The organism is Paenibacillus sp. BK033, from assembly GCF_004345425.1.
Lineage (GTDB): Bacteria > Bacillota > Bacilli > Paenibacillales > Paenibacillaceae > Pristimantibacillus.
On record NZ_SLVP01000005.1, the window covers coordinates 144,514 to 170,956 of the forward strand.

Genomic DNA, 26,443 nt, shown 5'->3' on the forward strand with positions numbered 1-26,443 from the left:
ATATCCATACCGTGGGATCTGTTAAGGGGGCATTTCAAGTGAAACGGTTCAAGAAATGGATGCGGGCAAAACCCAAATTTCCATCCATAGCCGAAGTGTCGCCGGAGGATGTCGGGAGGGAGGAGCTTTCCTCGGCTCTGGAGCAAAATGAGACGATTTTCCGAGACATATTCAAGAATTGCTCCGACATTGTATTCCGAAAAGCGCGTTATGCCGGACAAGATTCGCTTGTTGTTTATCTTGCCTGTCTCGTCGACGAGCAGGTCATTGACGATCATATTCTGAAGCCGTTATTCGAGAGCGGCAATAAACAAGAGACGGAGCCTGCAGCTTTGGGAGCGGCGGCATTAAGCGAATCAATCATCTCCGCGGGGGCGACAAAGCTATCGTCTCAAGTGAAGGAGATCGTTCGACAGGTGCTTGATGGTTATGCAGCCGTCTTAACCGACTCGGACGGTCAGGCTCTGCTGGTCAAGGCAAACGGCGTCAAACACCGAAGTCTTGAGGAGCCCTCCTCCGAGCAGGTTATTCGCGGACCACGAGATGGATTTATCGAGAATATAGCAACGAACCTGGGCTTAATACGGGGAAGACTGAAATCAGCAAGGCTGAAAACGGAGTCCGTCGTAATCGGCGATTTGACGCAGACGCAGGTTGTCATCACTTATGTGGCTGGAATTGCCGGGGATTCTCTAATTGAAGAAGTCCGCGATAGGGTAAGCCGCATTCAAATTGACGGCGTTCTTGATTCCGGTTACATCGAGGAATTTATCGAGGATTTACCGTACTCGCCGTTTCCGCAGGTTCATAGCACGGAACGCCCGGATGTCGTAGTTGCCGAGCTTCTGGAAGGCAAAATAGCCATACTAGTCGACAACACCCCGTTTGTGTTAATTGTTCCTATGACCTTCTGGACCGGGCTTCAAGCCAGCGAGGACTATTATACACGTTGGCCGATTGCCACTTTTGTCCGTTGGATTCGTTTCTTGTTTATTTTCATCGCGATCTTTGCTCCTTCTTTATACGTGGCGATAACCACCTTCCATCAAGAGATGATTCCGACAAATTTGGTATTGAGCATTGCATCCTCGAGAGAGGCCGCACCTTTCCCCGCCATGTTCGAAGCGCTCTCTATGGAGGTTGTCTTTGAGGCGCTTCGAGAAGCGGGTATTCGTCTGCCCAAGCAAATCGGTCAAGCGATCAGCATCGTGGGGGCATTGGTTATCGGACAGGCTGCCGTGGAAGCAGGCATTATATCCGCTCCGGTCGTGATTATCGTATCCATAACGGGCATCGCCACGTTTGCCATTCCGCGCTATAATTTCGCGAGCGGTATCCGGCTGCTGCGTTTTCCGCTCCTTTTTTTGGCGGGAACGCTAGGGCTTTACGGTATCGTGCTTGGTTTCTTATGCATCGTTTTGCATGTCGCCTCCTTGCGCTCGTTTGGCGTTCCGTATTTGACGCCGCTAGGCCCGATTACAACAACCAATCTGAAGGATATCCTCATTCGATCGCCGATCTGGTCGAGAAGATTCAGGCCGCAGGCAACAGGAGGGAGCAATCCCGTTCGGGAACCTGCCGGACAAAAGCCAAGTCCCTACCGCAATAAACGTAAGTAGCTGATGGCCAGTCGGTTAAGAAAGAGAAAGGATTTAAGATGAAACCATTGCTTCGTATTTGCTTAGTCTTACTCCTCTTAGTTACCAGCGGTTGCTGGGATCGTACGGAAATTAACGATCTTGCGTTTATAACGGGTTCGGCATTTGATTTGACGGAGAAGGGCGAGAGCATGTTGACCCTGCAGCTTGCCCTTCCGTCTTCTTCGCAGACGGGGGGGAAGGGGGATCAGCACAAAAAATTTTTTGTCATGTCTGCCACGGGCATGAATGTCAACGACGCGTTTGAAAAAATTCAAAAAAAGAGCTCCAGGAGGCTCTTCACCTCCCATCGCAGCGTGATTTTCATTGGCGAGTCATTGGGCAGGAAGGGGATTAACGACGTGCTGGACGTATTCGCCCACGATCCGCGTCAACGCTTAAAAACATATATCATGGCCGTAAAAGGGGGAGAGGCTAAACAAGTTCTGGAAGCGCAGTATCCCTTTGATCAGGTGCCGATGGAAGCTGTCAAAGAGATGGAGATTGAGCAAAGCGAAATCGCCGTAACCTTGAGGGATTTCTTCATGGCGGCAACCAGCCAAGGGGTTACTCCCATTATGGGAGTCATTGAGGCGGATTCGGAAGGCATAGGCCAGAGCAAAACCAGCGTGTTCAAGCTGTCCGGGGCAGCCGTGTTTAAAGATATGAAATTAGTCGGCATGCTGAATAGTTACGAGGCGAATGGCTTAAATTGGGCGAGAGATCACATGGAGGATGGCCGAATCAATACGGAGCTGCCTGATGGCAAAGGGAATGTGGGAGTACTCGTCACGCATGCCAATCGCACGATTACATCGGACGTTCAAGGGGAACGCATTAAATTTAAAATTATATTGCATGCAAAAGGCACCCTCATCGAGAATAATTCGACTCTGGATGTTACTCGGCCGCAAAATCTTATGCTGGTCCAACAGGCAGTAGAGAAAGCGGCGGAAAAACAAATCAAAGATGCCGTTGTTCAGCTGCAAAAGCGATATAACGCCGATGCCGTTGGTTTAGGACGGGAGCTTTACCGGAATAAGCCGAAGGCATGGAATGCCCTACAAGCGCAATGGGACCGCAAGTTTTCCGAAGCGGAGGTCGCCATTGACGTGAAGCTGTCCATCGGAGGCGCCGGTATGGCTGGACCTCCTCTGCAATTAAGCGGGAAGGAGATTATCCATTGACTGCATGTATCGTTGGTTACGCTCTTTTTGTGATAGCTTGGTTTATTTACTTCATGAGGACCCTGCGAAGGAAGCAGGAGACGAGGGAGATCGTTGTTTGCGGGGGGATTTTAGGCCTTTCCATGCTGGTAGGCTCGCTGCTGATTGCTCAAGTTAAGGTACCGAGTTTTATTCTGGCATTTCAAATCTGGCTCGAGCCGATCGGGGAGGGTTTATTGAAATAATGAACGCTTCATTTTCTTTCTCATCGAGTCGATCAACAGCAGCAATAAAGGGATCAGACTTTGATTCATGAAGGCTAACAACGGAAATGTGAAGGCTAGATAATTCAGAAGCTCGGCGCTATTCCTGAAGATCCAGACGGATCCGACCAGAGACAGCAGGGTAAGCGGAAAGATCATGCTCCGGTAATTGCGCAGTTCAAATAGCTGGCTTACGCACAGGCTAAAAATAAACATGGACACGGAAACCTTAACGAAACAGCCTATTACCCAAGTGGAAACCGCGATAGCCTCCAGGCGCTCGAACGAGCCTTCGATTCCGATGTATTGGACAACGCTCAAAAAGGAATAGGTCAGTTTGCCCGTTAACGGACCAAAAATCATAATCGTAAGCATCACGATACTGACAGAAATCAGGGAAATGCCGGAAAGCGCAATAAATGAAACTTTACGGGCTGCCTTAAGCTGATTTAAGTAAGGGAGGAGCCATCCCAATATAAAGACCTGATTCATGAAGCCTCCTGCAGGGTTGACTGCTCCTCTTAAGACGGGAAAGAGGCCATCGCTTAGAATCGGCTTAATCTCGTTAAAATTAGCTTCTTTTACGGTTAGAATCAAAAGAGGCACAAAAAAAACAAGCAGCAGCATGGTAAGAAACTCGTTGCTTCTGGCGATTACTTCAATACCAAGATGAGCAGCCAGACCGCATACGACAAGAAATGTCAGACTGATGATGAGGACAGGGCTTTTCGGAAGCAATAACGTACTGATAAACCCCGTATGCTGCATTGTAATGGTCGTGATAGAAACAAACCAGTAATAAACGTAATTGGCCGCTACTAATTTTCCTAACCCATTACCGAGAATTTTCGAGCAGTATTGCGTAAGGGTCTGACCCGGATATCGCTTCGCCAGTTCAATCATCACCAATATGCTGACGATTCCCGTGACCGGTGCCAACAGGGCGGACAACCACGCGTCTTGCATGCTGAACATGACCATGAAGGAAGGGACCGTTAATAAGTTCGTAGAGATAATAAACGTAAATAACAGAAAACTGAGTTGATTTCCCGTAATTTTTTCGCTCGCTTTCATCCTGGCTGCTCTCCATTTCGTCGCAAAGGTGTTCCAAGTATTGACGGTGTATGGAGGAATTATACAGATCATTGTTTTTATCTATCGTTATCATAGAAACAACGGTATTGATCAATGGTTGCGATTTTCATACAATGAGCGAATAGGAGATCGTTGATCGGCATGCAGATTGCACTCCGCTAAAACTTATAGAAAGTGGTGTCCGTTTGATGCAATCCATGACTGCCGTCAATAAACAAAGAAGCATCGGTTCCATCCAATTTTTGCCCGTTAATCTATTTGCATCGGTTATGGGGATATCCGGTCTGTCTCTCGCTTGGAGAGAAGCAAACCAACTATGGGGTACCTCCACCGTCATCGCGGATGCCATCGGGATTCTGGCTATTGTCATCTTTATCGTATTAAGCATAAGCTACCTCTTAAAGTGGGTTTTATATCCTCAGCAAGTAAAGAACGAATTTAGTCATCCCGTCCTTGGGAATTTTTTTGGTACGATTACGATTGCCATTCTTCTGCTTTCCTCGGTTATTGGAAGCTATAGTCAGGCGGCAGGACAAGTGATTTGGGGAATAGGGACTGTACTGGCATTAGTCCTAAGTTTAGTTTTCGTTTCACGCTTGTTGAACGGAAATCACAAACCTGAAAATATGGTTCCAGCCTTGCTGGTTCCCGTGGTGGGAACCCTGGATATTTCCGTTGCCGGCGGGCAAATGCCTTTTCCTTGGGCGCACGAAGTGAACTTGTTATCCCTTGCAATCGGTGGATTTGTGGCATTAGTCTACTTTACCTTGATTCTATCCAGGCTGATCCAGCACGCCCCGATGCCGGCCGGCCTAGTGCCTTCCATGATTATTATGATTGCACCGTTCGAAGTTGGATTTCTCGGTTACACGAATTTCGAGCAGCGGGTTGATTCCTTCGCGTCCATCTTGTTTTACTTCGGCCTGTTTTTGTTCCTTGTCCTGTTCTTTAAAGTGTTCAAGAAAACAATCCCGTTTGGCGCTTCATGGTGGGGTGTAAGCTTCCCGATGGCTGCGCTGAGCAATGCCGCTTTAAAGTACGCGCTTTACGCCGACTCATGGCCGTTAACCGCAATTGCCGTTATCGTTCTGGCTTTGTTGAGCGCCGTGCTGCTCGTACTCTTTATTCGCACGTTGAATATATTGTTTAACGGAAAACTTCTCAAAGGATAAGAAGAAGCAAGCGGCAGCCAAATGGCTGCCGTTTTTCATGAGTTTAAAAGGTGAAAGATGAAATTTTGTAAACCGTCTATCGTCGTATCCTGCGCCTGGTATAATCGTTTGTTCAAAACGGAAAATTGGTTTGTTTATCCATTGCTTTATCGGTCTTAGGTCATTAATATAAGACAATGTCAGTCAAATTAAATAGTAAATCCTCATCCAATTCGATGAGGTAGAGGTCGCGATGTTGATCAGTAGATCAGGGGGAGGTCCGGTAAGACCGTGGATCCCGAACGAAAGGCATCATCGCCGAAGCCGTCCGGTTTACTGACCGTCACGGGCTGGGGCCGTCTCCGAACAGGAACGGAACTGTCATATTGCTTCAATCAACGGCAATATGTTGTGCTATCTTGATAGTTGGAATGGAGGAAGACGAGGCGGTCTTTCTTGTTTTTGCAAAGAGAGGCGGCTTTTTTGCGTTTATAAGGCTGCTATTATCGGGACACTATTGGAAACGTAGATAAGGGGAGTATGAGTTCGTGAAAGAAGAGAACAAATTACGCAGAGGCCTGAAGTCCAGGCATATGGCGATGATTTCCCTAGGCGGGTCAATCGGCACGGGGCTGTTCCTCGCGAGCGGCGGTGCGATTCACGATGCCGGTCCGGGCGGCGCATTGCTTGGTTATTTCATTATTGGCATCATGGTATACTTTCTTGTCACCAGTCTTGGCGAAATGGCGACTTACATGCCGGTATCCGGTACTTTCAGTACGTATGCGACAAGATTCGTGGATCCATCCTTGGGCTTTGCTCTCGGCTGGAACTATTGGTATAACTGGGCCATTACGATTGCTGCGGAGCTGTCGGCCGCAACCTTGATTATTAAATTCTGGCTTCCGAACAGCCCTTCCTTCCTGTGGAGCGCGCTGTTCCTGGTCTTAATGGTTGGTCTTAATCTGCTGTCCGTCAAAGGCTACGGTGAATCCGAATATTGGTTCGCCATGATAAAGATCGTAACCGTCATTGTATTTATCGGCATCGGCCTTCTGATGATCGTGGGAATCTGGAAAGGCGATGCCGTTGGCTTTAGCAACTTTACGGCCGGCGATGCTCCCATATCGGGAGGATGGCTTGCGGTCCTGGGGATCTGTATGGCTGCAGGCTTCTCGTTTCAGGGAACGGAGCTGGTAGGTATCGCGGCAGGGGAATCCGAGAATCCCCGCGAGAACGTTCCGCGCGCGATCCGCAGCGTATTCTGGAGAATTCTGTTGTTCTACATCCTGGCGATCTTCGTCGTAGGGATGCTGATTCCCTACACAACCGACACGCTTGCGGATGACAGCGTAGCAGCTAGTCCATTTACGATTATTTTTGAAAAAGCAGGTCTCAGCATTGCCGCATCCGTTATGAACGCCGTAATCCTGAGCTCGGTACTGTCGGCCGGCAACTCGGGCATGTATGCTTCGACCCGTATGTTATGGGTACTCGCGAAGGAAGGCAAAGCTCCGAAAATTTTCGCGAAATTGAACAAGCGCGGTATTCCGGTCTATGCGTTGCTTGCTACGGCGGCGATTGGCATGCTGGCTTTCCTGGCTTCCTTCTTCGGCGACGGACAAGTCTACGTCTGGCTGCTGAACGCGTCCGGTATGTCCGGCTTTATCGCTTGGCTGGGCATTGCGATCAGCCATTACCGTTTCCGCAAGGCTTACGTGGCGCAAGGACGCAAAGTAGAGGATCTGCCGTACCGTTCTTTATGGTATCCGTTTGGTCCGATTCTCGCGGGCGTCATGTGCATGATCGTTATTATCGGTCAAAGCTTCAGCGCGTTCTCGGACGGCAAGGTAGACTGGACGTTTATGCTTGCTTCCTATATCGGGATTCCGTTTTTCCTTGCCATTTGGCTCGGATACAAATGGAAGTATAAGACCAAGCTTTTAAAGCTTGAAGAATGTAATATTGATCCTACAGTGGAGTAACAGAAGGAAAAGCAGAGGCTGCCGAAGCCTCTGCTTTTTTTATTCGATATCCTGATCAACCGGCAGGATCAGTTCATTCGACGTACTTTCGCCGCTGCAGGTGCTGTCTTCATAATTGGAGCTGAAACGGGCCGTGAATCGTGTGGCAACCTGCGTGAGCAATTCGTTCGCAATGTCTTCGGAGTCGGTGACGTAAATCCAATAACTGACCTTTACGGTTGCACCCGGAGCAAGGAGACCGAGATTCAAGCCTTCCGATACCCCGAAGGAAGGGACCTGATTGTCATTCACCTGCGGGTCAAGCAGATAGAAGCCCTTCGGATATTCGGTTCGGTACAAGGTCACTTCGGCTGCGAGATTACCCGAATTTTGCACGCAGACGGTAAAGCGGACGGAACGCTCCACCTCGTAATACATCGGCTTTGCACTAGCCCGAACGGAAATAACCGCTCCGAAAATATCGGTTGCAACCGGATTGGATACGGCATTTTGCCTGACTACCCGACCGTCCGCCAACCTGTACGTATAAATGGCTTCGACTTGATTCGGGATTTGAGGATAACCGGTTTCCTGTTTCCCGTTCCGGAGCAGGACCTGATAAGTCATTACGGCAGTTGATCCTGCTAATAAGGTGCCTAGAGAAAGACCCGAAGCGGGATTCGTCCCTTTGCGGGGAATTCCGTCGATCATGATGCTATCGGGAAGAAAAACCGTTCCTTGCGGAATAAGCCGGATGAGATACGCGTCGACGGCAAAGCTGTTCTCGTTGTTGACCGTTACCGTATAAGTTAAGCTGGAACATGCCGAAGCCCGGACAGGGTATACGCCCAAGCTTACGGAAAAGGAAGGGGCGGTAATGTTTAAGATAAGCAGATTGGCCAGCGCGCGGTACACCGTACCGTTAACGGTATACTCGATAATCGCCTGAAACGGAACCTGCGTCTCGGCAGGCATCGCGGCAAGCCGGATCGCTACCCGAATGGACGCAACCGCGCCCGGAGCCAGGTATCCGATATAAATGCCGGAGGCGGGATCAATCCAGGGCACAAGCACGCCGTCGATCACAACGCTGCCCGGCACAAATTCAAATCCCTCGGGCAGCGGCAGATATACCATGACATTTTCCATCGGAAGCAGGCCGTCGTTCCGAATGATCAGATCATAGAAGACGACATCACCGAGGAAGGTGACCGGCGTACTCAAGCTGGCGTGCGCGTCCAATTGAAACGGCACAACCTCAAGCGTGACTTTATTGGATAATACGGAATCGGAAACGACTCTGCCATCCTGGGTAGAAAACGAGTAAAGCAGCGTGGCCTCATTCTCGAATAGATGCGAGTCAGGGATAAACACAACGATGGCTTGAAAAAGGACTTGAACCGTGCTGCCAACCTGAATGCTCCCTAGCGGGATCCCCGCCTGCGGCGAAGCGCCCGGCAGTGGGGAGCCGTTGATCAGAACGCTATTGGGAATAAAGGATAAACCAGCCGGCAATAAGTCTTGCAGCTGTAATTCCGCAGAACGGTTGCCGGTATTGGAAATACGAATGCTGAAAGTAACGGACTGATTCCGGTTCAGCTTCTGCGGGAAAGCGGATTTATCCGCCGTAATAATGGGCCCGACAAGCGGCGTCTGCACCGTATTGGAATAGGCGACTCCATCGTAAATGCCGCTGCTGAACCGGACATGCGTCTGGTTCAGCAGCTTGAATGCATGGGGCGGGGTCATATCGTGACCACCTGCACGTTAAACGTAACCGTCGAAGACGCACCGGATGCAATCGTTCCGACGGAGATGCCGGTATTCGGATTACCCGCAGGCACCGGGATGCTGTTCACGGTTACGCTGCCCGGCACGAATACGGTACCTGTAGGAACAGGGTCGACCAGGATGACGTTGTTGACCGGGCTGATGCCAAGGTTCGTGACGACAATCGTATACGTAATGACATCGCCAACAACCGCATCGATTGCGGTAGTACTTTTCACGACGGATACATCCGGAGAAGATACCGGGATCGACAGCGTATTGGAGCTGACCGTACCGGTCATCGTTCTGCCGTCCGGCGCCGTATACGAATAATTGCCGCTGGCCGTATTAACGAGCTGTTGGGAAGGCGGCAGCGTCTGGATAATGACCTCGTACGAAACGGATACCACAACGGAATCGCCAGGGTTAACGGTGCCGATGGAGAAACCGGAGGAAGGATTAACGCCGGGCTGCGGCACGCCGTTAACAAGCACGCTGTTCGGCACAAACGCGCCGCCGGTTGGAGAAGGGTCCGTAATCGTAACCTGTGCCGGCAAGTTGCCGGTATTGCTCACAATCAGATTGTAGGTTACGGTATCGCCAACCGTAGCATTGGACGTATCCGCGGCTTTCAGAATCCCGATAATCGCTTGATACACCGGCAGGACCACGGTATTGGAGAATGCCGTTCCGGAGAAAGCGCCGGAAGTAAAGGTTGCGCTTGCTTGGTTGCTAAGCTGAGCAGGTGAAGGCAATGAGGTGATCGTCAGATTAAACGTCACGGTTGACGTTACGCCGGGAGCGATAGCGTTAAGCGAAATGCCGGCAGCCGGCGATGCGCCGGGACGCGGAAGCCCGTCTACGGTTACGCTGTTGGCGACAAATACCGAACCCGTCGGGATAGGGTCAACAACAAAAACGTTATTGATTGGCGCAATGCCGTTATTGGTTACCCCAATCGTGTAGGTAACGGTATCGCCTACCACGGCTGTTGTGACCGGAACCGATTTGACTACCGCAACGTTTGGCGCGGAGACTTGAATAAGCAGCGTATTTGAAGTGAAGGATCCGTTTAACGTGCGGCCGTCCGGAAGCGTATACGCGTAAGTCGCGGATGCCTGGTTCGTAAGCTGTTGTCCCGGCGGCAGCGACTGGATAAGCACGGAGAAGGAGACGGTAGCCGACGTTGTTACATTGCCTAGCGGAATGCCGGTAGACGGGTCAGCGCCCGGAACAGGCTGATTGTTGACAATTACGCTGTTCGGAACAAAGACGGTACCTGCCGGGATCGTGTCTGTCAGCGTAATGTCCGCTCCGTAGTTGCCGGTGTTGGTGATTGCCACCGTATACGTTATGGTATCGCCAATCGTAGCATTTGCGGTACTGCCCGTTTTGACCGCGCTAAGAATCGGTTGATAGACCGGCGTTGTCACGCTATTCGAGAAGGTAACACCCGAGAACGTACCGGATGTGAAGGTGACGGAAGACTGGTTGTTCAGCGCAGCCGGCGAAGGCAGGGAGGTCACAAGGACGTTAAATACAATGGTAGTTGCAGCTCCCGGGCTGATGGCATCGATGATGACGCCCGTAGCAGGATTCGCCGCAGGTCTCGCAACGCCGTCAACGGTAAGGGAACCTGGAACAAAACTGGAGCCCGAAGGGATCGGGTCGGTGAATAGGACGTTCGAGATCGTGGCGATGCCGCTGTTCGTAACGGTTGTCGTATAAACGACCGTATCGCCAACCGATACGGCGGTAGACGGTGTGCTTTTGACAACCGTGGCGTTAGGCGCGGAGACCGGGAAGGTCACCGTATTGGACACGGCTGTCTGGTTAAAGGACCTGCCGTCCGGCAGCGTATAGGTTATGCCGGCCGTGCCGGTATTGGACAGCTGCTGAGGCGACGGCAGGGAATCGATAACGACCGAGAACGTGACGTTGACCGATGCGCCGGCTGACACGGAGCCAACCGGAATTCCGGTTACCGGATCAGCGCCTGGCACGGGATTGCCACCCACTAAAGCGCTGTTTGGCACAAAGGAGGTACCGGCGGGAATATTGTCGGTTATCGTAACGGTAGCCGGATAATTCCCCGTATTCGATACCGTTAAAGTGTAAGTGACCGTCTGGCCGACGGAAGCATTCGACGTACTGGCGCTTTTAACTACGGAAACGACGGGCAGATCTACCGGCGTCGATACCTGATTGGAGAATGCCGTACCCGAGAAAGCTCCCGAAGTAAAGGTAAGCGAAGCCGTATTGTTAAGGACGGCGGGATCCGGTACGGAGTTGACGCTATTGTCGAACGTAATCGTGACTGTGCCGCCGGGAGGTATAGAGGCAACCGGGATACCGCCAATCGGGCTGGCTCCCGGAACCGGCGTGCCGTTAACCGTAACCGTTCCCGGAATAAACGAGGTTCCCGGGGGGGCAGGATCGGTAAACTGCACGTTGTTGATCGCTTCAATCCCGTTATTCGTAATGACAGCCGTGTAAGTGATGGTATCCCCGACCGTTACGACGGTATAATTCGCGCTTAGCGCTACCCCGACATTTGGGGCCGATACCGGGAAGGTGACCGTATTGGAATCAACGGAACCGGTTAAGGTGCGGCCATCCGCGGGCGTATACGCGTAAGATGCCGTTCCCGTATTGCTTATCGTTTGCGGAGACGGGAGAGAAGTAACGACAACGCCAAAAGTAATCGTTGTTGTTGCGCCGGGAGCCAGGGAGCCGATATCAATCCCGGTAACCGGGGAAATCCCCGGCATCGGCGTTCCGTTTACGATAACGCTATTCTCGGTGAAGGTAGTGCCGGCCGGAATGGTATCCGTAACAATCGTCGCCGCTGCCAGATTGCCGGAATTGGATACCATTAACGTGTAAATAATGGAGTCGCCAAGCGTGGCATTGCTCGTACTGGCGCTTTTGACGACCGAGATTTGCGGCTGTGTGACCGGCGTAACCGTCGTGTTGGATGCGGATGTTGCCGAGAAGGTGCCGGAAGTAAAGCTGGCAGTCGATTGGTTCGTAATCTGTGAAGGGATTGCCATCGTTATCATCACCTCGAAGGATACGGTAACCGATGCTCCTGGCGCCAGGCTACCGAGTGATATGCCGGCTTCGGGAGAGGCTGCCGGCAGAGAAACATTTTGAACCAACACGCTTCCAGGTACAAAAGCCGCATTCGATTGAAGCGGGTCACGCAAAACAATGTTGTTCACCGCCGCGATGCCGTTATTCGTCAGAACGGACGCGAAAGTCATGGTATCGCCGGCTACGACAACGGCTCGGCTGGCGCTTTTTACTAGGGAAACATTCGGCAGCGCAACTTGAACGGTAACCGTATTGGATAAGGCGGAGCGGTTAATGACCCGTCCGTTGGAGAGCGTGAAATTATAAGCTGCAGTCGCTGTATTGACCAGCTGTCTGCTAGCCGGATAAGAAACGATGTTTACCACATAACTGACCGTTGCGGATCCTCCGGCAGGTATAACGCCAACCGGAATGCCGGTTGCCGGACCGACATTCGGAGTAGGCACTCCGTTAACAAGAACGCTGTTGTCAATAAAAACGGCTCCGCTCGGAACCGTATCCGACAACGTAACGTTTGCCGCGGCATTGCCTGTATTGGTAAAAGCAAAGCTGTAAGAAAACGTATCGCCAACCGTTGCATTGGCGGTGCTTGCCGATTTGTTTACCGTAACAACGGCTTGCGAGATCGGCGTAGTAACGGTATTTGAGGTTGAACTGCCGGTAAACGCGCCGGAAGTGAAAGCCGCGCTCGCCGCATTGCTGAGGCTGCCCGACGGAGGAAGCGATGTGACGCGAATCTGAAAAGCCACCGTGACGGTAGTACCGGCGCTAATCGTGCCAAGCGAAATACCTGCGTTTGGATTAGCGAGAGACGAAGGCGTTCCGTTAATCGTAACGCTGCCCGAAACAAAGGCTGCTCCTTGAGGAATAGGGTCGGACAATACGACGCTAGTCACCGGCGCTATCCCGTTATTCGTGACGAGTACGGTATATGTGAGCACGTCCTGAACGGCCGCTGCCGTATCGTTGACCGTTTTGGATACGGTAACATTCGGCGAGGAAGCGGTTATGGACACGGTATTGGAGCTGCTGCTGCCGCTTAACGTCCTGCCGCTTGGCAAGGTATAAGAATACGTTGAGGTTGCCTGATCGTTCAGAACGGGCGGAGACGGCAAGGCGTTCAGCAACGTCTGGAACGTGACGGTTGTCTGGGCGTTAATCGCCAGACTGCCGATCGCAATGCCCGTGATCGGCGATGAAGCCGGGCTGGCCGCGCCGTTAATCGTTACGGAGCCCGGAATAAAGCTCGATCCGGCAGGGATATTGTCGAACAGCGTTACGGTCGCAGCCAGGTTGCCGGTGTTGCGGGCAAGGATGGTATACGTAACGGTATCGCCAACCGTAGCCTTGGTTGTGCTTGCCGATTTGATCAGCGGAATGACGGGCTGGTAGACAGGCGTTGTTGTAGTATTGGAAGCGGCCGTACCCGAGAAGGTACCTACGGTGTAAGAAACGTTGGAACGGTTCACCAGCTGAGCGCTGGCCGGCATGGAGCTGACCAATGCTTGCAAGGTAACGGTAACGGAGCTGTTAGCCGCTACGGTTCCGACGGCAATTCCGGTTGCCGGATTCGCCGTCGCGTTCGGCGTGCCGCCGATCGTTACGCTTCCCGCAACAAAGGCTGCTCCCGAAGGGAGCACATCCGTCAATGTCACATTCGTTACGGCTTCCGTTCCGTTATTCGCAATGACCGAAGTATAGGTAAGCGTTTCTCCAACGGCAACATCCGTTACATTCACGGACTTGGTTAAAGTTATGCTCGGAAGCGAGACGGGCAGGGTTAGCGTATTGGAGGCTGCCGAACCGGACAGGGTACGGCCATCGGGCGGCGAAAACGTATAAGCCGCCGTGCCTTGGTCCACGAATTGCGGCGGAGTCGGCAAAGCGTTGACCTGTACGTCAAAGGTAACGGTAGACGTCGCGCCTGCGGCAACGGATCCGATCGCTACGCCGGCGGCAGGGTTGGCTCCAACAACGACTACGCCGTTAACCCGAAAGGTTCCGCTGATAAAGGAGCTTCCCGTTGGAATGTTATCCGTTAGCGTAACGTTAGCGGCCCGATTACCGGTATTTGCAACGAATAGGGTATAAGTAACCGTACTGCCAACGGTTGCGGTCGTCCGGTTCGAGCTTTTGGTAATGCCGATAATTGGCGAGTAGACCGGTACGGATACGGTATTCGAAGGAATAACGCCGGTAATATTGTTGCCGCCCGCGACCATCTGGAACGTAAAGGCCGCTTGCGCGCTGTTAGGCAGCAGGAAGGTACTCGGAAGCGAGCTGACGACGGCTCGGTAAGTAACGACAACGGAGCCGTTGATGTTCAAGGCTCCGAGCGGTGCGCCGGCAATGATATCGTAAGTAGGCCGCGGTATCCCCCCAACCGTGACGCTCCCGCTTACGAAAGTAAGCCCGGCCGGCAAAGCATCGGTGAGAACGACGCTGGCCGCATTTGCCGTACCCGTATTGCTGACCGTTACGGTATACGTAATGGTATCTCCAACGACGGCACCGGCGACGCTTGCGCTTTTGACGACGTTGATGGTTGGCGAGTTGATATTGATCTGAATGGCGTTTCCGTTGACAACGTAAGCATCGCCGGAGGTTGTCAATGTAAGCACGGCGGAAGACTGGTTATTGACGAGGCGAGCGGACACATCAACGTTCGTAATATCCCAGCCTTGCCGGCCGCCGATAATATTGGTGCCCGGAGCGCCGTTCGTCTGGTTGCGGCTGCCGAAGGTGCCCGTTATATTCAGGTTGCCTGCATCGTTGTTGATCTGCGAAGCAAAAAAGTTGTTCGCAAAGTTGTTTGGGCCCGATAACGCAACCGCTGTTGCGGATGTTGGACCAAACAAGGCCTGGTCGCCGGTCCGGTTGGCGTCGCCTTCCTGGGCGCTGAACAAAGCCCTGCCTCCCAGCGTACCGGAGATAGGGGTTGCAAATCCGGTCAAGGTCGTGGAAACCGGACCGGAATCGGCCTGCACGAGCACCGCTCCGGCGCGCAGCGACATGTTGCGGAAGGGCAGGGACGGGTTCTGGTAAATAACGCCTAACGTCCAGCCGCAATGATTGGCGGTAGAATCACCCGTGATGACAATGGTACCAACCACGTTGCCGGTCGTATACGTTCCTGCGCCGCCTTGCGATATAAGCGAAGTTACATTGTTGGACCGTACGTAAGCCGAGGCGCCATTGCCCAGATTGACCTGATTGCTCGTTGCGGAATCCGGCGAGACCGTAAACGTTCCGGCTGGCGTAGTGAAGGAAACGGGGTTATTAATGAACGCGCTTAGGTCCGTCGTTCCGTTAATATAGGAGCCGCCCCAGATCAGCTCGGCGTAAAGAATGGTGCTGCCCGTCGGCAGGGTCAGGACCGCCGAGGAGCTGTTGCTGGCAAAAGCGCTTGTCGTACCGGCAGGATATGTACCGTAAACAGATGCGGTATTGATCGTCGAAAAAGCCCCTATGCTATCCTGGGTTCCCGGAACGCCGGCCGTCTCGGAACGGCTTAAACCAAGCGTATTCCCGGTGAAGGTAATTGCTCCGGTAGCGTTAAATGTCGCACGAGTGACAAGAGGAATCGGTATCACCCCCTCGAGTTCGCATCATTTTAGTTTCAATGAGGGCAGAAACAGCGGTATTATGGCCATCCTTTTCATACATATGAGTCATATTCCGGCTTAACTACGCATCTTTCCTAAATATACAACCGTAATTAAAAAAAGGCTTGAACCATCATGGGTTCAAGCCTTTTGTTCAAGAAGCGCCGACGCTGCCCGATTGCAAGCGTTTGGCAGGTCCCTGATTCTTTTTGTTGACCAAAGAATGAATCAGGAAGGAGCCTGCCGATAACGCGGCGGTAATAACCGCAAGCCAAGCAACGGGCGTTAATCCGCCGCCGTCATAAAGTCCGCCCATCATATACGGGCCGATCACGCGTCCGGCCGAACCGATTCCGCCGGTCAAGCCCAAATAGAACGGAGCGTTTTTGCCGCTGTTCTCGCTTAAGAACGCGGGAATGGCCGGCGCGATCAGCATTTCGCCTAACGTCGTCAGGATCATGCCAATTACCATGCCCGGGAAGCTGTGCATGAGCAATATCACGGCATAACCGCTCAAATACAGTACGGCGCTAGCCGTTAGCTGGGCTTTAATCGAGCTTGCAGCCAGCCGTTTGATCAGATTGGTCACCGGCTGGGCGACAAAGATCAGAATGCCGTTAAGCGTCCAGAGATAGCCAAACATTTGCTTCGACATTCCTTGCTCGATAATAAAAGGCGAGACGCCGGTATTCCAGATGCTGTTGCCGAGGTTGATCAGCATTCCGCCCAGAGCCATAAACAAGTAAAGCCGAATGTCGGTAAGGAGCTGCCATAGGCCTGCGCCGCTAGCAGCTCGTTTCTTTCGAATCAATTCCGCCGCATGATCCCCGCTGCCCGTACCAACCCGCTGCAGATAGAAGAGGAAGAACAAGGCGAATACGCCGGATGTAACGCCGTTCAGGACAAAGCTAAGCGAATAAGAGACATCGGCCAGAAAGCCGCTTAGCGCGGTCCCAACCGCCACGCCGATATTGTTGGCGATATAGACGATATTGAAGAGCTCTCCGCGCTGCTTGGCAAATCGGAAGCCGATAAAGGCCTGGATAGCGGGCATCGACAAGGCGTTGAACAGTCCGATGAGGCCCATCATGACTATAAATACGGTCCAGGCATGACTTAAAACCGGCAGAAGCAGCAGTCCCGCGGCATTTAAGGCGAGTGCGCCGATAATCAGCTTTTTTACGCCAACCCGGTGATACAGCGCGCCTCCAAGCAGTTGTCCGGCAATTCCGCCGATGGACTGAACGAGAATGACCAGCCCGGCGTCGGACATCGTACGGCCAAGCTGGTCGAAGACGAACATCGTGACGAGCGGCCACATCAGCGCGCTGCCAATGGCGTTAATAAGACTGGCGATAAGGAACACTTTAATTTCTTTTGGATAATGCGACAGTGATTTCATGGATGCTACTGACTCCCGGATGTTTTTCTAGTTGCAAGGCTTCTATTATACCTTAAGGCAGACGGAAAAGACGAAGGATATTTTGTGCTAAACAAATTATCCCTTTTGCCCGTATTGGCTCCGGTAATCGCGGGGCGAGAGCCGGATATGCGTCTTGAAAACGCGCTCGAACTGCGACAGGCTTTCAAATCCGACATCCGCCGCGATTTCGGTAATTCGTTCATCCGTTTCGCGAAGCTGCTGCTGCGCTTCCTTCACCCGGGTAATGCCGATATATTCCGTCAGCCCGAAGCCGGTGTACTTCTTGAACGTGCGGCTCAAGTAACTGGCGCTGAGATGGAACTGCCTGCTTAAGCTGTCGAGCGTAAGCGGCTCACGGAAATGATCGGCAACATAGCTGGCGATTTCCATCGCTTTGGCTGCCGCCGGGGAAGGGGGAACGGAGCCGTCGCTTGACTCCGGCGCGGTATGAATGGCATGGCGCGCCGCGAACAGAAGGGCTTCGGCAACCGCATGGCGAATCGGCATTTCATGTCCAGGGGGGCGCTCCTGCACCTCCTGAAGAAGGCCATACAAGAGCTGTTCAAAGCGAAGGCGCTCCTGATGGGCAAGCCGGAAGACACGGCGCGAGCCAAGGAAAGGGGAGAGAAGCAGCTCAGCCTCATCCTTGCCGTATTGCTCGAAATATTTTTCATTGTAATAGAGGACAACTCTCGCATGGTTCGGAACGCCGGTATCCGAGGTTTTGTGAAGCTCGTTGGCCGGAATAAGGACCAGATCCCCGGCAGCAATCGGATATTTGCGGTCTTTAATGAAGTACTGCCGTTCCCCGCTGAACAGGTAATAAAGCTCGTATTGACCGTGGATATGCTCAACGGACATCGTGAAATGACCCTTGCGCTTGTTATATTCCAGAAAGAAAAGATCCTCTGAATCTCCATAGAATAATTCATTGCTTAAATTCATGATCAAAGACCCCCGAATGACAAAATATGCGGTATAGAATTAATTCTAGCATAGATTGCGGAGATATTGAGCAGATATTGCTGTACATTTGGATTATAAGAAATCCAATAACAGCCAATAAGGAGATGTGCAAACCAATGTCTAACAAGAAAACGTACGTGCAAGTCGGAACCGGGGGGCGCGCGGAATTTTTTTACGGAGCGATTGCCACGACCTACCGCGAAACATCGGAGCTGCTTGCCTTTTGCGATATTAACCAGACCCGCATGAACTACGCGAACAAGCTTCTGCAGGACAAATACGATTACCCGGCCGTGAAGACATACAGGAGCGACGAGTTCGAACGCATGATCGAGGAGATCAAGCCGCAATTTGTGATCGTTACGACCGTAGACCGCACGCATCATCAATATATTATCCGTGCTCTCGAGCTTGGCTGCGATGTGATTACGGAGAAGCCGATGACGGTAGACGAACAGAAATGCCAGGAGATTCTGGACGCGGTAGAGCGGACGGGCCGCCAAGTGCGCGTAACGTTCAACTACCGTTATGCTCCGCATCATACAAAAGCCCGCGAGCTTATTGAAAACGGTACCATCGGCGATGTAACCTCTGTTCACTTCGAATGGCTGCTGAATACGCAGCACGGCGCGGACTACTTCCGCAGGTGGCACCGCGACAAACGCAACAGCGGCGGACTCCTTGTTCACAAATCGACGCATCATTTCGATCTCGTGAACTTCTGGATTGGTTCGGAGCCGGATACGGTATTCGCGATGGGCGACCTGCTGTTCTACGGCCGGGAAAATGCCGAGAAGCGCGGCGTTACCAAGTTCTATGACCGCGCGACCGGCAATCCAAACGCGGAGAACGATCCGTTTGCGCTGCCGCTCGACAACAACGAGCATCTGAAAGCGATGTATTACGACGCGGAGAAAGAAGACGGCTACCGCCGCGATCAAAGCGTGTTTGGCGACGGTATCTCGATCGAAGACACGATGAGCGTCATGGTTCGTTACAAGAACAAAGCCCTGCTGACGTATTCTCTTAATGCTTATCTGCCTTGGGAAGGCTACCGGATTGCGTTCAACGGTACCAAAGGCCGCATCGAAATGACGGTAATCGAACAGTCCTACGTGAACTCCGGCGGCGATAAAGCCCTGGAAGGCGCGGTTCAAGGCGTCAACATCATCGTCTTCCCGATGTTTGGCGAAGCCTATACGGCGGAATTCGAAGAAGGCGAAGGCGGCCACGGAGGCGGCGATCCGGTTCTGCTGAACGATATCTTTGGCGTGCCGGTGGAGGACCGCTTCAAGCGCGCGGCTAACCATATTGACGGCGCTCGTTCGATCCTGACAGGCATTGCGGCCAACAAATCGATCCGTACGGGCCAATCGGTGAAAGTCGATGACCTGGTACGCTTTTACGAATAGGGGGAATTTCGGATGAAGGCTTTTATGGATGATCAATTTCTATTAAACAGCGAAACCGCTGCCCGGTTGTACGAGCAATTCGCAAAGCCGATGCCGATTATCGACTATCATTGCCATCTCGATCCGAAAGCGATTTACGAGAATAAGCCGTTCCGTAACTTGACCGAGGTATGGCTGTATGGCGATCACTATAAATGGCGCGCGATGCGGGCTAACGGCATTGCGGAGGAGTATGTGACGGGCGGCGAGGGTGTCAGCGATTATGACCGTTTTCTCGCTTATGCCCGGACCGTTCCGATGGCGATCGGCAATCCGCTGTATCATTGGTCCCATCTGGAGCTAAAGCGGCTGTTCGGAATAGATGAAATAATTAACGAGAAGAATGCTCCTGTTATCTGGGAGAAAGCGAATAACGTATTTGAGGGTACGGGGATGACGCCGCAGGAGCTGGTGCGCGTTTCCAATGTGCGCGTCGTATGCACAACGGATGACCCGGCGGATTCGCTGGAGTATCACATCAAGCTGAGGGAGGAAGACCGTCACGGCTTTCAGGTTAGGCCGTCGTTTCGTCCGGACAAGGCGCTCGAGATCAACCGCGCGACGTTCCTGCCTTGGATCAGCCGTCTGGAAGAGGCAAGCGGTTATGAAGTCTCTGACTACAGCCTGCTGTTGAAAGCGCTGAAGGAGAGAGTGGAATTCTTCCATCAGACCGGCTGTCTGCTGTCCGACCATGCCATCGACACGGTTCTGTATGCGGATGCGACGGAAGAGCAAGCGGCTGCGATCTTTGCGAAAGCTCTCCGCGGCGAACCGGTAAGCCTGGAGGAAGAAGCGCAATACAAGACCTTCACGCTGGTCTGCCTGTCCCGTCTGTATGCCGATCATGGCTGGGCGATGCAGCTTCATATTCACGCGCATCGCAACAACAACGCAGCGATGATGAAACGTCTGGGTCCGGATACCGGTTATGATTCCATTAACACGGGTTCGTTGGCAGAGCCGCTTGTCCGATTGCTCGACAGCATGGAAAATAACGGAGGCCTGCCGCGCACGATTCTTTATTCCTTGAATGCTTCGGATAACGACGTGCTTGCGTCCATTATCGGCAGCTTCCAGGACGGCACGATTCCTGGAAAAATCCAGCTTGGCTCGGCATGGTGGTTCAACGATACGATCGACGGCATGCTTGCCCAAATGAAATCGCTCGCGAATATGGGCTTGATCAGCCGGTTTGTCGGCATGCTAACCGACTCGCGGAGCTTCCTGTCTTATCCGCGCCATGAATACTTCCGCCGGATTCTGTGCAATTTGCTTGGCGACTGGGTGGAATCCGGGCAAGTGCCCGCGGATATGGAATTGCTTGGTTCTATCGTGGAAGGCATCTGCTACCGCAACGCGGAGCAATATTTCCGTTTTGGTTCGGAATCGGCGAGCATTCAGGTTCAGGCGGAGGTTGCCCAATGAGCGCTCTGACGAATAATCTGCCATCCTTGAATTATGCCAGCCTGAAGGAAGGAGAGGCTTCATCCTATAACCGGATGAAGTCTTATCCGGTAAAGGTGCTGCAGATTGGCGAAGGCAATTTCCTTCGCGGCTTTGTGGATTGGATGATTCACCGCTGCAATGAACAGGGGCTTTTTAACGGCAGCATTGCGGTATCCCAGCCTCGTCCAACGGGCGCAGCGAAGCTGCGGGAGCTCAGGGAGCAGGACGGTCTGTATTATCAATGGATCAGAGGACTGCATGAAGGGGAGCTCGTTGATCGCCGCGAGCTGATCTCGGTCTTCTCTGACTTTATTGATCCGTATCAGGAATGGGACCGTTTCCTCGCGCTTGCGGCTAACCCTGACCTGGAGCTTGTCGTGTCCAATACGACGGAAGCGGGTCTGGTCTACCAGACATCGGAATGGGCGCCGGATCAGCCGGTTTTATCGTACCCGGGTAAGCTCACGCTGCTTCTGTACCGCCGGTTTGAGCATTTCGGCGGCGATCCGGCAAAAGGTCTTCTATTGCTGCCTTGCGAGCTTGTTGAGCGTAACGGCGATAAGCTGCGCGATATCGTGCTGCAGCATGCTTCGGATTGGAAGCTGCCAGAAGCGTTCTTGGCGTGGATCCGGAAGCATAACCGTTTCCTGAATTCGCTGGTAGACCGCATTGTAACGGGCTTCCCGGCCGAAGAAGCGAATGAGCGTTATGCGGAATGGGGGATCAAGGACCTTCTCTTGAATGCGGCTGAGCCTTATCATATTTGGGCGATTGAAGGGGAAGAGGAGCTTGACGAACGACTTCCGTTCGTAAAGGCGGGATTAAACGTCGTATGGACAAACGATCTGCAGTCCTATCAGCTCCGGAAGGTACGGATCCTGAATGGGGCGCATACCTGGATGGCGGCATACGGGCTGCTGAAGGGACTAAATGAAGTTCGCGAAGTCATCGAGCATCCGGAGTACGGCGCACAACTGCGCGAAGTCGTTTTCAATGAGATTGTGCCATCCGTTCCGCTGCCGGAAGCGGAGATGAAGGCTTATGCGGAGCAGGTTATCGAACGGTTCGCCAATCCCTACGTGCGGCATAAGCTGATTGATATTGCGATGAACAGTTTATCCAAATTCAAGGTGCGTCTGCTGCCGACTCTAATGGCTTATCACGAGCGAACTGGCGATTTGCCTCCGTTAATTGTAAAGGCATTCGCCTCCTTGCTTAAGCTGTACCGAGTAAAGGAATCGGAGGAAGGCGTTTATGCCGGCAGCCGTCTGGATGGAAGCCGGCTGCTCATACGCGACGAAGCCGCGATGCTGGCGGAGCTTGCCTCCCTTTGGAACAGGGTGGATAACGGCGAGCTCAGCTTGAAGGAGCTGCTGGAGACTGTTCTCGGACGCGACGCATGGTGGGGAACGGATCTAAACGGATTAGCCGGCCTGGCGGACCGGTTAACGTCCGAGTTTGCGCAATTGGAGGAACAAGCATGAGAAATGCTACGATTACAAACGCAACGCTGCTTCATCCGCAGGACGATGTCGTTATCGCTCTGAGGGATATCGAACCCGGCGAGATCGTCAGATGGCCTTCGGCCGACGGCAGCGAGCAATCGGTTACGGTGGACAAAGCAGTGCCGCGCGGGCATAAAATTATGATTCAACCTGTTGCGGCCGGCGCTCATGTCCATAAATTCGGTTACTCGATTGGAATTGCCAGAGAAGATATAACGCCTGGCAGCTGGGTTCATACGCATAATCTCCGTACCGGATTAGGCGAGGTTCTGGAGTATGAATACAAGCCTAAGACGGATACGGCTAGGGCAGAGGTCAGTCCGTCTTGGCCGTCAACTTTCAAAGGTTACGTTCGCGAAGACGGCGAGATCGGAATACGGAATGAAATTTGGATTATCAACACGGTTGGCTGCATTAACAAAACTTGCGAGACGCTGGCCAAGCTTGCTGGCCGCCAGTTCGAAGGGCAAGGAATTGACGGCGTGTACCATTTCCCTCATCCGTACGGCTGCTCCCAGCTTGGCGACGATTTGACGGCGACGCAGAAGCTGCTGTCCGCGCTTGTCCGGCACGGAAATGCGGCCGGCGTGCTTGTCATCGGTCTCGGCTGCGAGAATAACCAGATTGAAGCCTTCAAGAAAGCGATTGGCGATTATAATCCGGACCGCGTTAAGTTCTTGAAATCCCAAGAGGTGGAGGATGAGCTGGAGGAAGGGCTCAAGCTGATCGAACAGCTGGTCCGGTACGCCAGCGGATTCAAACGTCAGGAGCTGCCTCTTGCCAAGCTGCGGATTGGCCTGAAATGCGGCGGTTCGGACGGGTTTTCCGGCATTACGGCGAACCCTCTGGTGGGCCGTATCGCGGACGCGATTACGGCTGCCGGGGGCACGGCGCTGTTAACGGAAGTGCCGGAGATGTTTGGCGCGGAGACGATTCTAATGGACCGCGCGGCGGATGAGCAAGTTTTCGACGGGATAGTTAGCCTCGTTAATGACTTTAAAGGCTATTTTATCCGCCATGGCCAGGAGATCTACGAGAATCCGTCACCGGGCAACAAGGACGGCGGGATTACGACGCTTGAGGAAAAGTCGCTTGGCTGCACGCAAAAGGGCGGCCATGCAACGGTAACCGACGTTCTCCAGTATGGGGAACCGTCAAGAAAACCGGGCCTCAATCTCGTTCAAGCGCCCGGCAATGATCTGGTATCGGTTACGGCTTTATCGGCTGCGGGCGCTCATATCGTGTTGTTTACGACGGGACGCGGCACGCCTTTTGGCGGTCCGGTTCCAACGGTCAAGATCGCGACAAATACGCAGCTGGCGGAACGAAAAAAGAACTGGATCGATTACAACGCGGGTCAGCTGATCGAAGGAAAGCGGATGGAGGAGCTTCAGGAAGAGCTGCTTCACCAGATTGTCGAGCTTGCTTCAGGCGAGAGGGAGACGAACAACGAGCGTAACGGCTTCCGCGAGATTGCGATTTTTAAAGACGGCGTTATTCTATAGTCATTTATGAACCGGGCTGTCTCTTAATGGGCAGCCTGGTTTTTCCGTTTTGAAGGCGGGTCGGAAGTCATGTATACTAATAGGCACTTACATAAGATTTACGGGAGGCCTATTACGATGAGTCAGCGTTACCGCATTACTAGATCTTTGAAGGAAACAGGCAACGTTCAGGATATGACGTTAGACGAATGCAAGCAATTGTTTGCAGCCAAGCCGGATTTCGAATACACCACGGTCTTTACGGTAAAAGGCCCGGAGAGCACGATGTCCATTGAGGGCGATTTCTTTATGTGGAGCTATGGGGAGGTTAAGATTCCTTTCCGGCTGTATAGCGGCGATCTCTATGTGGCAGTAAGCAATGAGGCGGTAGTTCCGAAAATGCTCGAAATCGCAAGCGAGCTGGAAGCGGATATCGTGGAAGGCTAGATAAAAAACCAACTCCGAGATGTGAAAAGCGGAGTTGGTTTTTTTGTTAACTTAGGATCGTTCATCGCCCACATAGCGGTCCCGGGCAGCACCCATGCCAAACATAAAGATAAGCAAACTTGCGGCAATGAGCATACCTATCGATACCGTCCAGCGATGGGTCATGTCGTGGATCATCCCGAAGACGAGCGGGCCGATAGCCGCCAGCAGGTAGCCGACCGATTGCGCCATTCCGGACAACTGCGCCGCGGCATGGGAAGTGCGGGTACGCAGGGTGAAAAACAGCATCGCGAGGCTAAACGAGCCTGCGCCGGCAACGCCGATAAGCACCGACCATAACGGAACCAAGCCGTTTCCGTCCAGCAGCAAGCCGCCTATGCCAACCAGGTACAGCACCGTTGTAATAACGACGAGTACTCGTTGACTCTTCATCCGGCTTGCAATGATTGGGATAACAAACGTAAACGGCAGCATCGAGAACTGGATAAGCGACAGCATCCAGCCGGCGGTATCATTGGTCATGCCACGGCTGTTCAGAATTTCCGGAAGCCAGGCAACAAGATTGTAGAAGATAAAGGATTGCAGTCCCATAAACAAAGTAACCTGCCAAGCAAGTGAGGAGCGCCAAGGCTTGGCTTCACCCGCAGCCGTACTCGCTTGGGATATAGTAGCCGTTTGACGGGACTGGTTCATTCTAGGCAGCCAGAAGACGATGCCCACGGCCGTCAGCACGAGCCAGCAGCTTAACGCGCCTTGCCAGCCAAAGCCCGCATCGCGGGCAAGCGGTACGCTAATGCCGGAAGCAAGAGCGCCGCATAGGTTCATCGATACCGAATATATACCGGTCATTAAGCCGATTTTGTTTGAGAAATCTTTTTTTACAAGGCTGGGAATAAGGACGTTGCAGACGGCAATGGACAAGCCGATCAGGATCGTCCCGCCAAACAGGGCAACGGAGCTTGAAATGGAGCGGCATAACGTACCGATTCCGATAAAAATCAAAGCGATAAATATGACGCGTTCCACTCCGTATCGCCGGGCGAGCTGCGGGGCGAAGGGAGACATAAACGTGAACGCGAGCAAAGGAACGGTTGTCAAAAGTCCGGCAACGGAATTGGAGATTCCGGTTGATTCGCGGATGTAGCTGACTAACGGTCCGACCGAAGTGATGGGAGCCCTAAGATTGGCAGCTACGAAAATAAGGCTTAAAGCGAGCAGCAGACCGGAAATTTTCTTAAGGTCTGCTTTCGTTATTTTGCTGATTTGTTCCATGTTGTTCTAGTCCTCCGGTGGTATCTTCATTCTGAAAATGCTGCTGTGTTTCTCCGATGTATTGGTGTACCATCTCTACCGCTTTGGCGCTGTCCTGCTCTTTAATCGCCTCAAGCAGCCGTGCGTGGTTGTCATGGAAGCCGTGGAACCGGTCTCTGTTAAACATGTCCACAAGAATAGGAGGTACGCTGTCGGAAATATAATCGTACAGCTCGATAAGCAGCCCGTTGCGCGAGGAAGCGAATATGGCCTGATGGAACTCCATATCCCAATGGGCGTAACCGTCGGCATCCGTCCTGTGAATAGCCTCTTTACACTGCTCCAGACAATAAGCCATCCGTTCCAAGTCCTCCTCGTCCCGCCGCTCAGCGGAGAGACTAGCCGCTTCTTTTTCCAAGGCATGCCGGACCTCCAGCGTTTCCAGCCAGCTGGATCGTTGAATCCGCTTCTTTAGTACGGGTCCAAGCGCGCTGGAGGAGCTGACGTAAGTGCCGTCGCCTTGTCTTGTTTTCAGCAATCCGGCATGGGTTAAGGCACGGATCGCTTCCCTCAGCGTATTGCGGCTGACTTGCAGCTGCTCCATCAGCTCAGGCTCAGGGGGAACCTTTGTGCCAACCGCCCATTGACCGGAAGCAATTAATCCTTCAATCTGTTCAGCCACTTGTTCAACCAGTGTTAGTCGCTTTGTTTGCTTTAGCATAG

16 protein-coding genes and 1 riboswitch are annotated in these 26,443 nt (G+C 52.7%); of the genes, 9 read left to right on the forward strand and 7 right to left on the reverse strand.

The window, feature by feature from the left end; translation table 11 throughout:
* Positions 1 to 38: 38 nt before the first annotated feature.
* The gene (locus EV294_RS18030) at positions 39 to 1,619 is read left to right on the forward strand and encodes a spore germination protein (RefSeq protein WP_132309224.1); all 1,581 of its coding nucleotides are present in this window, start codon (positions 39 to 41) and stop codon (positions 1,617 to 1,619) included.
* 38 nt (positions 1,620 to 1,657) lie between these two features.
* The gene (locus EV294_RS18035) at positions 1,658 to 2,824 is read left to right on the forward strand and encodes a Ger(x)C family spore germination protein (RefSeq protein WP_132309226.1); all 1,167 of its coding nucleotides are present in this window, start codon (positions 1,658 to 1,660) and stop codon (positions 2,822 to 2,824) included.
* A gap of 212 nt (positions 2,825 to 3,036) precedes the next feature.
* On the opposite strand, the gene EV294_RS18040 is transcribed toward EV294_RS18035, so the two are convergent.
* Positions 3,037 to 4,140 carry a GerAB/ArcD/ProY family transporter gene (locus EV294_RS18040; protein ID WP_165930723.1) on the reverse strand — a complete coding sequence of 368 codons (1,104 nt, stop codon included), beginning with the start codon at positions 4,138 to 4,140 and terminating at the stop codon, positions 3,037 to 3,039.
* Between the two features lie 209 nt (positions 4,141 to 4,349).
* Here EV294_RS18040 and EV294_RS18045 point away from each other — a divergent pair, with 209 nt between their 5' ends.
* The gene (locus EV294_RS18045; RefSeq protein WP_132309230.1) at positions 4,350 to 5,333 is read left to right on the forward strand and encodes an SLAC1 anion channel family protein; all 984 of its coding nucleotides are present in this window, start codon (positions 4,350 to 4,352) and stop codon (positions 5,331 to 5,333) included.
* 213 nt (positions 5,334 to 5,546) lie between these two features.
* Positions 5,547 to 5,737: riboswitch (Lysine riboswitch) on the forward strand.
* Positions 5,738 to 5,905: 168 nt separating this feature from the next.
* Positions 5,906 to 7,297, forward strand: a complete 1,392-nt coding sequence (locus EV294_RS18050; protein WP_208403582.1) for an amino acid permease — start codon at positions 5,906 to 5,908, stop codon at positions 7,295 to 7,297.
* Positions 7,298 to 7,336: 39 nt separating this feature from the next.
* Here the strand turns inward: EV294_RS18050 and EV294_RS18055 are convergent, their stop codons facing one another.
* From EV294_RS18055 to EV294_RS18070, 4 genes are all read right to left on the reverse strand, one after another.
* Positions 7,337 to 9,025 (reverse strand): DUF11 domain-containing protein, encoded by a 1,689-nt coding sequence (locus EV294_RS18055; RefSeq protein WP_132309234.1) that lies wholly within the window; start codon positions 9,023 to 9,025, stop codon positions 7,337 to 7,339.
* Positions 9,022 to 15,735 carry a DUF7507 domain-containing protein gene (locus tag EV294_RS18060; protein WP_132309236.1) on the reverse strand — a complete coding sequence of 2,238 codons (6,714 nt, stop codon included), beginning with the start codon at positions 15,733 to 15,735 and terminating at the stop codon, positions 9,022 to 9,024. The genes EV294_RS18055 and EV294_RS18060 overlap by 4 nt, the downstream gene beginning before the upstream one ends.
* 166 nt (positions 15,736 to 15,901) lie before the next feature.
* A complete protein-coding gene (locus EV294_RS18065; RefSeq protein ID WP_132309238.1) occupies positions 15,902 to 17,149 on the reverse strand; it encodes an MFS transporter in 1,248 nt (415 codons plus the stop codon).
* 96 nt (positions 17,150 to 17,245) lie between these two features.
* Positions 17,246 to 18,115: an AraC family transcriptional regulator gene (locus EV294_RS18070; protein WP_132309240.1), complete on the reverse strand. Its 870-nt coding sequence runs from the start codon at positions 18,113 to 18,115 to the stop codon at positions 17,246 to 17,248.
* A gap of 137 nt (positions 18,116 to 18,252) precedes the next feature.
* Here EV294_RS18070 and EV294_RS18075 point away from each other — a divergent pair, with 137 nt between their 5' ends.
* The 5 genes from EV294_RS18075 (at position 18,253) to EV294_RS18095 (ending at position 24,469) form a co-directional block, all read left to right on the forward strand.
* The gene (locus tag EV294_RS18075; protein WP_132309242.1) at positions 18,253 to 19,548 is read left to right on the forward strand and encodes a Gfo/Idh/MocA family protein; all 1,296 of its coding nucleotides are present in this window, start codon (positions 18,253 to 18,255) and stop codon (positions 19,546 to 19,548) included.
* A 12-nt stretch (positions 19,549 to 19,560) separates the two neighbouring features.
* The gene (gene uxaC, locus EV294_RS18080; protein WP_132309244.1) at positions 19,561 to 21,012 is read left to right on the forward strand and encodes a glucuronate isomerase; all 1,452 of its coding nucleotides are present in this window, start codon (positions 19,561 to 19,563) and stop codon (positions 21,010 to 21,012) included.
* Complete coding sequence (locus EV294_RS18085; protein ID WP_132309246.1) at positions 21,009 to 22,517, forward strand: tagaturonate reductase; 1,509 nt, start codon at positions 21,009 to 21,011, stop codon at positions 22,515 to 22,517. Before uxaC ends, EV294_RS18085 begins: the two co-directional genes overlap by 4 nt.
* On the forward strand, positions 22,514 to 24,043 hold the full coding sequence (locus EV294_RS18090) for a UxaA family hydrolase (protein WP_207918165.1): 1,530 nt from the start codon (positions 22,514 to 22,516) through the stop codon (positions 24,041 to 24,043). The genes EV294_RS18085 and EV294_RS18090 overlap by 4 nt, the downstream gene beginning before the upstream one ends.
* Before the next feature lie 117 nt (positions 24,044 to 24,160).
* The gene (locus EV294_RS18095; RefSeq protein ID WP_132309248.1) at positions 24,161 to 24,469 is read left to right on the forward strand and encodes a hypothetical protein; all 309 of its coding nucleotides are present in this window, start codon (positions 24,161 to 24,163) and stop codon (positions 24,467 to 24,469) included.
* Between the two features lie 51 nt (positions 24,470 to 24,520).
* Here EV294_RS18095 and EV294_RS18100 read toward each other — a convergent pair whose 3' ends face one another.
* Positions 24,521 to 25,741: a CynX/NimT family MFS transporter gene (locus EV294_RS18100; protein ID WP_132309250.1), complete on the reverse strand. Its 1,221-nt coding sequence runs from the start codon at positions 25,739 to 25,741 to the stop codon at positions 24,521 to 24,523.
* A complete protein-coding gene (locus tag EV294_RS18105; RefSeq protein ID WP_132309252.1) occupies positions 25,704 to 26,441 on the reverse strand; it encodes a FadR/GntR family transcriptional regulator in 738 nt (245 codons plus the stop codon). The genes EV294_RS18100 and EV294_RS18105 overlap by 38 nt, the downstream gene beginning before the upstream one ends.
* Positions 26,442 to 26,443 lie beyond the last annotated feature (2 nt).

Coding starts and splice junctions, on each gene's coding strand:
- uxaC (WP_132309244.1), top strand. CDS start 19,561: ATGAAGGCTTTTATGGATGATCAATTTCTATTAAACAGCGAAACCGCT.
- EV294_RS18100 (WP_132309250.1), bottom strand. CDS start 25,741: ATGGAACAAATCAGCAAAATAACGAAAGCAGACCTTAAGAAAATTTCC.
- EV294_RS18075 (WP_132309242.1), top strand. CDS start 18,253: ATGTCTAACAAGAAAACGTACGTGCAAGTCGGAACCGGGGGGCGCGCG.
- EV294_RS18045 (WP_132309230.1), top strand. CDS start 4,350: ATGCAATCCATGACTGCCGTCAATAAACAAAGAAGCATCGGTTCCATC.
- EV294_RS18040 (WP_165930723.1), bottom strand. CDS start 4,140: ATGAAAGCGAGCGAAAAAATTACGGGAAATCAACTCAGTTTTCTGTTA.
- EV294_RS18070 (WP_132309240.1), bottom strand. CDS start 18,115: ATGAATTTAAGCAATGAATTATTCTATGGAGATTCAGAGGATCTTTTC.
- EV294_RS18090 (WP_207918165.1), top strand. CDS start 22,514: ATGAGAAATGCTACGATTACAAACGCAACGCTGCTTCATCCGCAGGAC.
- EV294_RS18035 (WP_132309226.1), top strand. CDS start 1,658: ATGAAACCATTGCTTCGTATTTGCTTAGTCTTACTCCTCTTAGTTACC.
- EV294_RS18085 (WP_132309246.1), top strand. CDS start 21,009: ATGAGCGCTCTGACGAATAATCTGCCATCCTTGAATTATGCCAGCCTG.
- EV294_RS18055 (WP_132309234.1), bottom strand. CDS start 9,025: ATGACCCCGCCCCATGCATTCAAGCTGCTGAACCAGACGCATGTCCGG.
- EV294_RS18065 (WP_132309238.1), bottom strand. CDS start 17,149: ATGAAATCACTGTCGCATTATCCAAAAGAAATTAAAGTGTTCCTTATC.
- EV294_RS18095 (WP_132309248.1), top strand. CDS start 24,161: ATGAGTCAGCGTTACCGCATTACTAGATCTTTGAAGGAAACAGGCAAC.
- EV294_RS18050 (WP_208403582.1), top strand. CDS start 5,906: ATGGCGATGATTTCCCTAGGCGGGTCAATCGGCACGGGGCTGTTCCTC.
- EV294_RS18105 (WP_132309252.1), bottom strand. CDS start 26,441: ATGCTAAAGCAAACAAAGCGACTAACACTGGTTGAACAAGTGGCTGAA.